The 11,764-nt window shown below is 64.3% G+C and carries 11 protein-coding genes; 4 read left to right on the top strand and 7 right to left on the bottom strand.

The window, feature by feature from the left end; genetic code table 11:
* Nucleotides 1-18: 18 nt before the first annotated feature.
* The 4 genes from rsmA to lptD all read right to left on the bottom strand — a co-directional run bounded on the left by rsmA (nt 19) and on the right by lptD (nt 5,652).
* The gene (gene rsmA / locus K0M74_RS19230; RefSeq protein WP_293976083.1) at nt 19-858 is read right to left on the bottom strand and encodes a 16S rRNA (adenine(1518)-N(6)/adenine(1519)-N(6))-dimethyltransferase RsmA; all 840 of its coding nucleotides are present in this window, start codon (nt 856-858) and stop codon (nt 19-21) included.
* Nucleotides 855-1,874, bottom strand: a complete 1,020-nt coding sequence (pdxA, locus tag K0M74_RS19235; protein WP_293976085.1) for a 4-hydroxythreonine-4-phosphate dehydrogenase PdxA — start codon at nt 1,872-1,874, stop codon at nt 855-857. Before pdxA ends, rsmA begins: the two co-directional genes overlap by 4 nt.
* Nucleotides 1,874-3,214, bottom strand: a complete 1,341-nt coding sequence (locus K0M74_RS19240; protein ID WP_293976087.1) for a peptidylprolyl isomerase — start codon at nt 3,212-3,214, stop codon at nt 1,874-1,876. The genes pdxA and K0M74_RS19240 overlap by 1 nt, the downstream gene beginning before the upstream one ends.
* 134 nt (nt 3,215-3,348) lie before the next feature.
* Nucleotides 3,349-5,652, bottom strand: coding sequence for an LPS assembly protein LptD (gene lptD, locus K0M74_RS19245; protein WP_293976089.1), 2,304 nt, complete (start codon nt 5,650-5,652; stop codon nt 3,349-3,351).
* A 131-nt stretch (nt 5,653-5,783) separates the two neighbouring features.
* On the opposite strand from lptD, the gene K0M74_RS19250 reads away from it, so the two are divergent.
* The 4 genes from K0M74_RS19250 (at nt 5,784) to ndk (ending at nt 8,837) form a co-directional block, all read left to right on the top strand.
* Nucleotides 5,784-7,253, top strand: a complete 1,470-nt coding sequence (locus K0M74_RS19250; RefSeq protein WP_293976091.1) for a leucyl aminopeptidase — start codon at nt 5,784-5,786, stop codon at nt 7,251-7,253.
* A gap of 12 nt (nt 7,254-7,265) precedes the next feature.
* Nucleotides 7,266-7,715, top strand: a complete 450-nt coding sequence (locus tag K0M74_RS19255; RefSeq protein ID WP_293976093.1) for a DNA polymerase III subunit chi — start codon at nt 7,266-7,268, stop codon at nt 7,713-7,715.
* 72 nt (nt 7,716-7,787) lie between these two features.
* Nucleotides 7,788-8,315: a hypothetical protein gene (locus K0M74_RS19260; RefSeq protein WP_293976095.1), complete on the top strand. Its 528-nt coding sequence runs from the start codon at nt 7,788-7,790 to the stop codon at nt 8,313-8,315.
* Between the two features lie 99 nt (nt 8,316-8,414).
* Nucleotides 8,415-8,837 carry a nucleoside-diphosphate kinase gene (gene ndk, locus K0M74_RS19265; protein ID WP_037518700.1) on the top strand — a complete coding sequence of 141 codons (423 nt, stop codon included), beginning with the start codon at nt 8,415-8,417 and terminating at the stop codon, nt 8,835-8,837.
* Between the two features lie 135 nt (nt 8,838-8,972).
* Here the strand turns inward: ndk and K0M74_RS19270 are convergent, their stop codons facing one another.
* The 3 genes from K0M74_RS19270 to purM all read right to left on the bottom strand — a co-directional run bounded on the left by K0M74_RS19270 (nt 8,973) and on the right by purM (nt 11,697).
* Nucleotides 8,973-9,521: a hypothetical protein gene (locus K0M74_RS19270; RefSeq protein WP_293976102.1), complete on the bottom strand. Its 549-nt coding sequence runs from the start codon at nt 9,519-9,521 to the stop codon at nt 8,973-8,975.
* A 10-nt stretch (nt 9,522-9,531) separates the two neighbouring features.
* Complete coding sequence (gene purN / locus K0M74_RS19275; protein WP_293976104.1) at nt 9,532-10,479, bottom strand: phosphoribosylglycinamide formyltransferase; 948 nt, start codon at nt 10,477-10,479, stop codon at nt 9,532-9,534.
* Nucleotides 10,480-10,590: 111 nt separating this feature from the next.
* Nucleotides 10,591-11,697: a phosphoribosylformylglycinamidine cyclo-ligase gene (gene purM, locus K0M74_RS19280; RefSeq protein ID WP_293976106.1), complete on the bottom strand. Its 1,107-nt coding sequence runs from the start codon at nt 11,695-11,697 to the stop codon at nt 10,591-10,593.
* Between the last annotated feature and the right edge of the window lie 67 nt (nt 11,698-11,764).

Raw genomic sequence — 11,764 nt, forward strand, 5'->3', positions numbered from 1 at the left:
GGGCCGATTGTTGGCCCGCTATTGAGCCAGCGCCCGCGCCAACGCCGCCCATTCAGCAACACTGACCGTCTCGGCTCTGCGCGTCGGATCGATGCCGAGCGCCTCCGCCGCGGCGACCGCACCTTCCAGGCCCTTCAGGCTCTGGCGCAGCATCTTGCGCCGCTGCCCGAAGCCCTTTTCGGTCAGTTTCGACAGCAATTTCGGATTGACGCCGTCGGGCTGCTCGGCCGGCACGACATGGACAATCGCCGACATCACCTTGGGCGGCGGGGTGAAGGCTGAGCGGTGGACTTTCATGGCGATCTTCGCGGTCGATCGCCACTGTGCCAGCACCGCGAGCCGCCCATAGGCGTTACTTCCGACCGGCGCGACGATGCGTTCGGCGACTTCCTGCTGAAACATCAAGGTCAGCGATAACCAGCGCGGCGGCCAACCCGCGGGCTCCAGCCAGCGCGTGAACAGCGCGGTGCCGACATTGTACGGCAGGTTGGCGACGATATGATAGGGTGCGCCGCCGGTCAGCGCATCGACGTCGACTGCCATCGCGTCGTCGGCGATCACCGTCAGCTGGCCGGGAAACGCTTCGCTGAGCTCGCCGAGCAGCGGCAGACAGCGGTCGTCGCGTTCGACCGCGATCACCTTTGCCCCGGCGCGGAGCAGCGCGCGGGTCAGTCCACCGGGGCCGGGGCCTACCTCGAACACCGTGGCGCCGTTCAGATCGCCGGGAATCGCAGCGATGCGATCGAGCAATTGTTCGTCGAACAGGAAATTCTGGCCCAGCGCCTTGCTCGCCTGCAATCCATGCGCGCGCACCGTCTCGCGCAGCGGCGGCAGATGCGGAACGGCCCGCGCCGTCACTTCGCTGGCGCGCAGTGGCGCTCGCGCGCCATCGCCAGCTGGGCGGCCATTGCGATCGCCGCGATGGTCGGGCCGGGGTCGGCTACCCCGCTACCGGCGATGTTGAACGCGGTGCCATGGTCGGGCGAGGTGCGGATGATCGGCAGGCCGAGGGTCAGATTGACCCCGTCGTGGAAATGCAGCGCCTTGAACGGGGTCAGGGCCTGATCATGATAGGCGCAGAGCAGCGCGTCATAACGCACGCGCACGGCGGGCGCGAACAGGCTGTCGGCGGCGAGCGGGCCATCGACGATAATGCCCTCTTCGGCGAGCTGGGCGACCGCGGGCGCCATGATCTGCTCTTCTTCGCTGCCAAGCTGGCCGCTTTCGCCGGCATGGGGGTTCAGCCCCGCCAGCGCGATGCGCGGGTTTTCGATGCCGAAATCGCGCTTCAGCCCGCGCACCACGATCCGCGTCTTGGCCACGATCAGTTCGACCGTCAGCCGCTCGGACACTTGGATCAGCGGGATATGCACGGTCAGCGGTACGACGCGCAGCGACGGTCCGGCCAGCATCATGACGGCGTTGGTCGCAGTGACTCCGCAGCGTTCGGCAATAAACTCGGTCTGGCCCGGATGGGTGTAACCAATGCTGTGCAGCGCGAATTTCGACACCGATCCGGTGACCAGCGCTGAACTCGCCTGGTTGCGGGTCAGCCCGATGCCGGTTTCGAGCGCATGGAGCGCGCAGGCCGCGCCCGCCGCGGTGGGTATGCCGGGCGTCAGCGGCCCGCTGTCCTCCAGATGCCAGACGGGCAGGGCATCGTTGAACGTCCGCTGGACCTCGTCCATATCGCCGACCCGGGCGATCGGGCCGTCCCAAACTGCGGCGATCGCCGCGGCGTCACCGATCGCGACGAAGGGGGGCAGGTGGCTTTCGCGGCGCGCCGCCCAGGCTCGCGCGGTGACTTCGGGTCCGACGCCGGCCGGGTCACCCATGGTGACCGCTACCGGCTGTCGAAGATCGGGATACGGCATTAGCTATATTCGATCACGGCATCCCGGCGGAGATCGCGCAGATAACGCTGAGCCCGCTTGTTGACCTTTTCTTCGAGCAGACGCGCCTCGATCTGCTCAAGGTTCGGCGCGGTCGCGGTCTGTGGCATGTCGCGACCGCAAAGCACCAACACGCTAACGCCCTCATTCGCCGCACCAAAGGGCTGGGTTGTTTGGCCAATCTGCAAATTGATCAACGTATTTTGCAGCGGTGCGGGCAACACCCGCATTTCGATATTGTCACGCGAGACGACATTGGCGCCAAGCTGCGCCGCAACCGCATCGGCGCCTCCGCAACCTGCGATATTGCGCGTCGCTTCGGCGAATTGACCGGCAAGCTCGGATGCCCGCGCCTGCGTCGTCCCGGCCGGGAAATCGAGCGAGATCTGCTTGAGGCTGAGCACCGCATCGCGCGGGTCGGCGGTCAGCACCTGGCGCCGGTCGATCATCAGCATGATCGACACGCCGCCGGGAACCTGGATCGGCCCGACCAACTGGCCCGGCTGCATCGTCGTTGCCACCTCGGCCATCGATGCCGGTAACTGGCCAGCCTTCACCCAGCCCAGGTCGCCACCGACGACTGCAGTCGATGCTTCCGAGAACTGGCGAGCATAAGCGGCGAAGCTGCCACCCGCCTGCAACGCCTGAATAATTTTCTGGGCATTTTCGGTGACCGCAGCGACATTTTCGGGCGGCGCCGACAGATAGATCTCACCAAGATGAAACTCATCCTGGCCCTTGGAATCGTTCATCCGCTGGACCACCGACTCCACTTCGTCGGTTGATACATTGGTTGTCGACTGAATGTTGCGCGACAGCAGGCGATCCCAGGCGAATTCGCCACGGATCTGTTGCTTGACCGCCGCTGCAGACGAGCCCTTGCTGGCAAGATAGGTCGTAAACTGTTCGGGCGTCTGCTTGAAGCGAAGCGCGAGCCTTGCGAACTGGTCGTTGACGACATTCTCGTCGATCGTGATGTCGGCGGCCTTAGCCTCTTGAATCTGCAACTTTTCGTCGATCAGGTTGCTGAAAACCTGCTGCCGCAGCCGCTGCAGTTCTTCGGGAGGCAGGGCGACATCGTTGTTGGCGATACGGATCAGCGCCATCCGCTGCTCAATATCGGTCGCGGTGATGATCTCGCCGTTTACGGTCGCCGACGGGCGATAGACATTCCTGTTGGCATCGCCGAAAATCTGGACATTGCCCGGAATGTTGAGGCTGGTCGTCGGAACTTCGTCGTCGCCGACAGTCTGCGCCAGCACAGGCGTCATTCCGGCGGCGGTCACGGCGATCAGGCCAATCATGGTCGAAAATTTGGTCATCTTTACCCTATTCGAGAACGTCCGGACGCTCCGTATCAGCGGAGACGCCCGATGGTCCAGTGCAATCCACCATCCGGACCTGTTTGAAGTCTGCCGGTAGCCAAGCGACGCTGAACCTAGGCTGAGCGATACGTTCAGAACCCCAGGTTGCGAAAGGCGACGCGGAACGAGAAACTGTTGCCGCGACGCGCATCGCCAGTGTCGGCATAATCGCGGCGCCAGGTCAGCGCGATCGACAGGCAGTCGTCGTCATAGGCAACGCCCAGACGGTGACGAATCGGTTCGAACCCGTCGGCGGTGCTCAAGGGGTCATCCCGCTGTTTGGTCAGGTCGACGATCGCCGAGCCGAAGACCGACCAATATTGCGCCACCTTTACCCGCCCGCCGACGCGCGCCTCCTCGCGGTCCTGCAGGTCTTCGCCAAGCAGCAGGATGTCGCGGTTGAGCCGTGAATAGCCGAGCACGGCATAGGTCGAGCGGCTGCCGATCGTCGCGTCGAACTCGTTGCGGCGGATCGCGAAATCATCCTTGTCGAGCCGGTAGCGGTGGGTCAGGCGCAGGAAGTCGCGGTAGGCGATCGTCGTCCGCCCGACGATGTCCGACGTGCGGTCGGTGAGCCCGGTGCCGTCGGGAAACAGGCTCGGTTTGTCCGACAGGCGATAGCTTTGGCCGATGCTGCTGCTGATATTGAAGCCGGGGCGGCTGTAATTCCATTCGACGCCGTAAGTGATGCGCGCGCCATCCTCGAACCGGTCGTATCCGTTGAAGCGGTTGATCGCGAACAGGTTGCTGTCTTCCAGATCAAAGGCGCGCGAATCTTCGTTCGGGATGTCGATGTTCTTGAGCGGCGGAGTGGCGACGATCTGGACGCGCGGGGTCAGCGTCTGGGTGCCGCCCGCAAATTCACCGACAAATGGCCAGCGCAGGTCGGCGGCGACCGCGGCGATGCCGCGCGCCTGCCAGCCCGACTTGCCGCGATAACCGGGGATCGGGGTAAGCAGGTTTTCGTCGCTGTGATAGACGTCACCTCGCACGAGCGCGGTCAGGGTCACCTCCTGCCCCAGCCGCGTCAGCCCACGCAAATCCCAGCGCGCGCCGGCAAAGGCGCGCTGGGTGTCCTGTCCCGCGGTGCGGCCGATCGCGAGCGTGTTGAGTTGCAATTCGACCTGGCCACCGAGCACCGGGTCGGCGAAGCGTTGGCGATAATCGATGATCGGCAGCGCGATCGGCTGCTGGCCCTGTTCATCGTTGCGGCGCAGCGTCTGTGTCGCCCAGCCGGCGATCGAGAGGTAGGAACTGCCGCCGATCCGCTCCAGCTCGAATGTCGAACGCAGGCGGTCGTCGCGACTGATGTCATAGCGGCGCATGAACGTCCGGTCGGTCGCGATGCGGCCCGAATAGGTAAAGCTCCAGCGCGGGTCGAACTGGAATTTGCCCGCGCTTTCCAGATAGCCGCGAAAGCGCTTGCGGCTGTCGGGGTCTTCGCCGGTCAATGGCACCAGCGAGCCATAGGTCGCATAACCGTTGATTCGGAACGAACCGATGTCGGTCAGCGCGCGGAACTCACCCTCCAGCATCGGCGCGGCGCCGGTGTAGAGGTGCGGGGTGATCGTGATATCGCGGTCGGGCGCGAGGCGCAGATAATAGGGCACCGCGATTTCGAAGCCGTTGCTACGGTCGAGGCGGATTTCGGGAACCAAAATGCCGCTGCCCGCTTCACTGTTCGCCGGATGGCTGAGTCCAGGCAGGGGGATCAGCGGCAGGCCGAAGATCTCGACCCGAGCGCCTTTGTAACGGATCTTGTTCTTTGCCCGGTCATAGGTGACGCGAACCGCGCGAATCTGCCAGCTGGGGTTTTGGGGGCAGCCTTCGGCGTCCTCGACCGGGCAGGCGGTATAAGCGGCGTTTTCCAGCTCGATATTGCCGTTCTCGAACCGCGTGCCCTTGATCGCGGCGAGGCGCGAGCCATTGTCGAGCACGACCAGCAGATTTTCAACCACCCCGTCACGCAGGCTGTCGGTCAGTTCGATGCGGTCGCCATAAGCGGTGTCGCCTTCGGGACTTTTGATCGCGACATTGCCCTCGGCAAAGACCTCGCCCGTCTGACGGTTCCAGGTGACCTTGTCGGCGCGCATCGAGATCGCCTCGCGGTTCATCGCGACATTGCCCTCGGCAACAACGATTTCGCTGTCGCTGTCGTAATTGAGGTTGTCGGCGGCGAAGCCGACCTGGTCTTCGGCGGCGACTGCGGGGGCATCGATGGTGACCGGCGCGACGTCGGGGGTCTGGAGATCGGGTTCGCCAGAAATTTCCTGGGGGGGGAGCGACTCGCCTGTCTGCTGCGCAATCGCGGGGCTCGCGATCAGTGCAAAACCGCTCGCCGTCGCGAGCCACAAGGGCTGCGATTGGCGCGCCTGTCGGAACAAAGCCCAGCTCATTTAATCACTTTGTCCCACATATTTGTCGCGTCCGCCCGGGTTGGACCGGCTGCTTTGTTTTTGCAACTCGCAAGCGAAACCCCTATCGGTCCCGCACGCTGCAATCAATCATCGCATGAGAGAGTTACCGAATGGACATTCACTTTGTCGCGCAAATCGATGCGTCTGCCGACGTCGTCGCGTTTCCGGTCCGCAAGGGCGAGCTGAACGCCTTTGTCCAGGCGCTGGGTGAGCCGCATGGCGCACTGCTGAACGGCGCCGCGGCGCAGGCACGCTTTGAGGGTGCGGCAGGCGGTATCGCCGAAACCACAGCGGTCGACGGCGGGCGCGTCCTGCGCCTGCTGCTCGTCGGAATCGGCGAAGGCACGCTGCATGACCTCGAGCGCGCCGGCGGTGCGCTGACCGGGCGGCTGCAAACAAGCGGCGCCACCGCGGTGCATGTCGATTTCGCCAGCGCAGGCGCGGTCGATGAAGAGGATGTGCTGGCCTTTGCAATGGGCGCGAAACTGCGCAACTGGCGCATCGATACCTATCGCACCAAGCTTGCCGATAATGCCAAACCGACGCTCAAGACGCTGACCATCGCGTCGCCGCACCGCGACCTGTTGGCGCGCTGGGCCGTGAATGAAGCGATCGCTGACGGCGTCGCGCTGACCCAGACCCTCGTCGCGGAGCCGCCGAACATCCTCTATCCCGAAAGCTTCGTCGAACGCTGCCAGCATCTCGCTGACCTCGGCGTCGAAATCGAAGTGCTCGACGAAAGGCAGATGAAGGCGCTTGGCATGGGCGCGCTACTCGGCGTCGCGCAGGGCTCGACCCGCCCGCCGCGCCTGCTCGCGATGCGCTGGAACGGCGGCAAGGACGGCGACAAGCCGGTGGTGTTCATCGGCAAGGGCGTCACCTTCGACACCGGCGGTATCAGCATCAAGCCTGCCGCGGGCATGGACATGATGAAATGGGACATGGGCGGTGCGGGCGCCGTCGCGGGCGCGATGAAGGCGATCGCCGGGCGCAAGGCGAAGGCGAACGTGGTCGGCGTCGTCGGCCTCGTCGAAAATATGCCCGACGGCAATGCGATGCGCCCCGGCGACATCGTCACCACCATGTCGGGCCAGACGGTCGAAGTGCTCAACACCGATGCCGAGGGACGGCTGGTGCTGTGCGACGCGATCACCTGGGCGCAGAAAACATATTCGCCGAAAGTCATCGTCGATCTGGCGACCCTGACCGGCGCGATGGTGATCTCGCTCGGCCATGAATATGCCGGCATTTTCGCCAATGACGAAAACCTCGCGGCCCAACTGATCGCAGCGGGCGAAACCAGCAACAACAAGCTGTGGCGTTTCCCGCTGTCGGCGGCTTACGACAAGCTGATCGACAGCCCGATCGCCGACATGAAGAATATCGGCCCGCGCGAAGGCGGCTCGATCACCGCGGCGCAGTTCCTGAAACGCTATGTCGACGACGGCGTCGCCTGGGCGCATCTCGACATCGCGGGCGTGGCGTGGGCCGCCAAGGGCGGCCCGGTGTGGGCAAAGGGCGCGACAGGCTATGGCGTGCGCCTGCTCGACCGCTACATCGCCGAAAACCACGAGGGTTAAGGGCAGGGGAGCATGGCGCGCGTCGACTTTTACCGGCTGACCCGCGATCCCGTCGAACGGGTGCTCCCCGCGATCGCGACGCGCATATTGGGCGCGGGCGACCGCCTGCTGATCGTCGCCGCCCCGGCGATGCAGCGGCAGGCGATCGACGAGGCGCTGTGGACGCTGACCCCCGCCAGCTTCCTGCCGCACGGAGCCGCGGGCTCGCCCGACGAAGAGATCGAACCGATCCTGATTTCTGGCACGCTCGACGTTGCACCCCCCAACCGCGCCCGACTGGTCGCGCTCGCCGATGGCGAATGGCGCGATGAAGCTTTGGGGTTCGACCGCATCTTCCTGCTGTTCGACAACAGCCGTATCGACGACGCCCGCGCGACCTGGCGCAAGCTGAGCGCCGCCGAAGACGTCGAAACCCATTTCTGGAAACAAGATGACCGCGGCCGCTGGTCGGAGGGGCCGTGAGTGTGACGACCGTCACCGCGGCACAGGTCGGGCTGTGGCACTGATCAGGATGAGCAGCAACAGGAGATGATCATGACCAGAATTTCCCTTATCGCTTTGTCAGCCAGCGCGCTGCTCCTTTCCGCCTGCGGTTCCAAATCGGAATCCGAAGTGGCCAGTGGTACCTATACCGACCCCGAAACCGGCAAGACTGCGGACTATAAAGTTACCGCCAGCGACGACGGCGAGATGAGCAATGTCAGCATCAAAACCGAAGACGGCGAAATGCAGTTCGGCGGCGGCGCCGCGAATGCCAAGCTCCCTGCGGGTTTTACCGCCTATCCCGGGTCGAAGCTGACCGGCGGGTTCGCTGCCAGCGGTACCGACGGCACCGGCGGCATGGCGAGTTTTGAAGTGAACGCCAAGGCCGCTGACGTCATTGCCCATTTCCGCAAACAGGCCGAGGCGGCGGGCATGAAGGTGACGAGCGAGATCAAGACCGGCGACAGCGCGATCATCGGCGCCGAAAAACCCGGCGATACCAAAACGGGCGTCCAGATTACCGCGACGCAACAGGGCGCGCAGGTCATCGGTACGATCACTTACGGCAGCGGCAGCTGACCGGCCGCACCGCCAGTCTACGCTCCCGCCTTGCAGTGCAGCAAAAGCGCGGCTAGAGGCGCGCGCATTGCAAACCATAACAAAGCAGGAGCTTCCCCCATGGCGGTCACTCGCACTTTTTCGATCATCAAGCCCGACGCCACGCGCCGCAACATCACCGGCGCCGTCACCAAGATGCTGGAAGACGCCGGCCTGCGCGTCGTCGCGTCGAAGCGCATTCATATGAGCCGCGAACAGGCCGAAGGCTTCTACGCGGTCCACAAGGAACGCCCCTTCTTCGGCGAACTCGTTGATTTCATGATCAGTGGCCCCGTCGTCGTCCAGGTGCTGGAAGGCGAAAACGCCATGCAGGCGAACCGCGACATCATGGGCGCCACCAACCCCAAGGACGCCGCCCCCGGCACGATCCGCAAGGAACTGGCCGAAAGCATCGAAGCGAACACGGTTCACGGTTCGGATAGCGATGAAAATGCCGCAATCGAAATCGCCTATTTCTTCAAGCCCGAAGAAATCGTCGGCTAAAAATTGATCCTCGCCCCCGCGCAGGCGGGGGGCGCCATCGTTGTGCGCATCGCCGCTGGTTTGAATGGCCAGCGGCCCTCGCCTCTGCGGGGGCGACGATATCAAAAGGCCGCCGGAGCAATCCGGCGGCCTTTTTCATGCCGCCGCGGCGATGAGCGCGTCGAGATCGGATGTTTCGCCGCCCTTGCGCGAATCCTTTGCGACCGACTGACGGCGGCCGATCTCCGACTGGACATGCGCGACGAAGGATTTGCGCTGGCTGACCAGCACCGCATGGAGTGGCGCCGCCGCCTCCTCTGGTCGGAGCAGCAACCGTGCCGCCGCCTTGTGCGCGATCACCAGCGGGTCGAGCAGCTTCGGCCGCCTGCCCGCATAAGTGCCGTCGGCGCGGGTTCCGTCGCGCATGCCGATATTGACGAAAAACAATCGTCCTTGTTCGGTCAAGGCGCTCAGCGTGAAATAGGCATCGTTCAGCCGCTTGCGTTTTTCGTCCGTGGCGATCGGCGAGTCCGCCCTGGCGCACAGCTCGACGGTCAGCAGCACCGCGATCGCCTTGTCGGCCCAGGCGGCGACATCGCGGCTACGCAGGCTGTCCGACTGAAAACGCCGCCACCCCATGTAAAAGCCCGCCGCGGTGATGAAAACCGATAGAGCGGTGCCCGCCCACGCCAGCCACTGGTCCATTTGTCTCCCCTTAAAACTCTTCGGCAACCCCCATCAGGGCTGCCAGCTTCTTCGGCGCCACCGCGAGCCAGCTCTTGCGCAGCCATTCACCAATCGCGTCCCAGTCGGTATCGCCCAGGTCGAGCCGGATGCCGACCCAACCGTCGCCGAAATAGGCGGGGCGGTAGTAGCGGTCTTCGTCCATCTCGATCAGCGCCGCCTGCTCATCGGCGCCGCTGATCTTGACCAGCAGCGCGATCTTGCCGTCGCCATGATGGTCCTCGGTGAAATAGGCGAATTTCTTGCCCTTCACGATGCCGAAGCACGGCATGCCGTGCGAGGTCACTTCGTCGGCTTCGGGCAACGCCATCGCGAGTTCGCGGACACGGCCGATCAGGTAATCCGGCGACCGCTCGCGGGTGACAAAAGCTGCAAGCGTCGGCGGATACAGCTGATGCTCGGCAATCCGCACCCGCCCGCTCAGCGTGAGGGTCGTGTCGCCGGGCAGGATCGCGACCGGCGTCTGCGCCAGCACCGGGCCGTCATCGACGCCGGGGGTGACGATATGGACGCTGCACCCGCCAAATTTGTCGCCCGCGTCGATCGCCCGCTGGTGGGTGTCGAGCCCCTTGTAGAGCGGCAGCAAGCTGGGGTGGATGTTCAGCATCTTGCCCGTCCAGCGCGCAACGAAATCGTCGCTCAGGATCCGCATATAGCCCGCAAGCGCGACGAAATCGGCTTTGGCGTCGCGCAGCGTAGCATCAACCAGCGCATCGAACGCGTCGCGGCTCATGCCTTTGTGCGAGGCGCTCCACGTCGCGATGCCTTCGGCGGCGGCGAGCTTCAGCCCTGGCGCCTCGGGATTGTTGCTCGCGACCAGAACGATCTCATAGGGGCAATCGGCGGCTTTCGCGGCGTACAGCAGCGCCGCCATATTGGTTCCGGCACCGGAGATCAGGACGGCGACCTTCGCTTTCATGTCTCCCCTCCCGCTTGTGGGAGGGGTCGGGGGAGGGCGTGTTCAAAAGGAGTGCCCTGACACAGGCTCTCGCCAAACCCCTCCCGCAAGCGGGAGGGGGACTTAATGGCGTCAGCCATTATGCGTCGCGCTCCACGCGCCCATCGCGCTCCACGTCTCGATGCTGCCCGTCACGGTGCAGCCCTTGGCGCCCTCGGCGATATGCCCGATGCGAAACACCGTCTCACCCGCCGCTTCGAGCGCCGCGGTCACATCAGCGACATCATCCTCGGCCACGACAACGGCCATCCCGATCCCGCAATTGAACGTCCGCGCCATTTCCTCGGGCTCGATATTACCCTGCGCCTGCAAGAACGCCATCAACCGCGGCTGCTCCCACCCGTCAGCATCAACAAATGCATGTAAGGTCTTGGGCAGGATGCGCGGGATATTTTCCAGCAGCCCGCCGCCCGTGATGTGCGCCAGCGCGTGAATCTTGCCGGTTTTCACCAGCGGCAACAGGCTCTTCACATAAATGCGCGTCGGCGCCATCAGCGCGTCAATCAGCAGGACATTCTGGTCGAACAGTGCCGGTCGGTCGAGTTTCCACCCCTTGTCGGCGGCCAGCCGCCGCACGAGCGAGAAGCCATTCGAATGCACCCCGGAAGAGGCTAGGCCAAGGATGACGTCGCCATCCGCAACCTTGTCAGCGGTCAGGACCTGGTCGCGTTCGACCGCGCCGACGCAGAAGCCCGCGAGATCATAATCGCCGTCCGAATACATCCCCGGCATCTCGGCGGTCTCGCCGCCGATCAGCGCGCAGCCGGCCTGCTTGCAGCCTTCGGCGATGCTCGCTACCACTTGCGTCGCGACGTCGTTGTCGAGCTTGGCGGTGGCGTAATAGTCGAGGAAGAACAGCGGCTCGGCGCCTTGCACAATCAGGTCGTTGACGCACATCGCGACCAGATCGATGCCGACGCCGTCATGGCGCCCCGATTCGATCGCAAGTTTCAGCTTGGTGCCGACCCCATCGTTCGCCGCGACGAGCAGGGGATCATTGAACCCCGCCGCCTTCAGATCGAAAAAGCCGCCGAAACCGCCGAGGTCAGCGTCGGCGCCGGGGCGCCGTGTCGCTCGCGCCAGCGGGGCGATGGCACGGACCAGCGCATTGCCGGCGTCGATCGACACGCCCGACTGGGCATAAGTGTAAGCGGCGGGCTGGTTGTGCTTGGAATCCATGGCACGCGCGACTAACGGTTCCAGCCGACAAATGCCATGATTTCCTTGTCGGGGTCCGACAGATTTC

Origin of the sequence: Sphingopyxis sp. (assembly GCF_019459305.1) — a bacterium.
GTDB lineage: Bacteria > Pseudomonadota > Alphaproteobacteria > Sphingomonadales > Sphingomonadaceae > Sphingopyxis.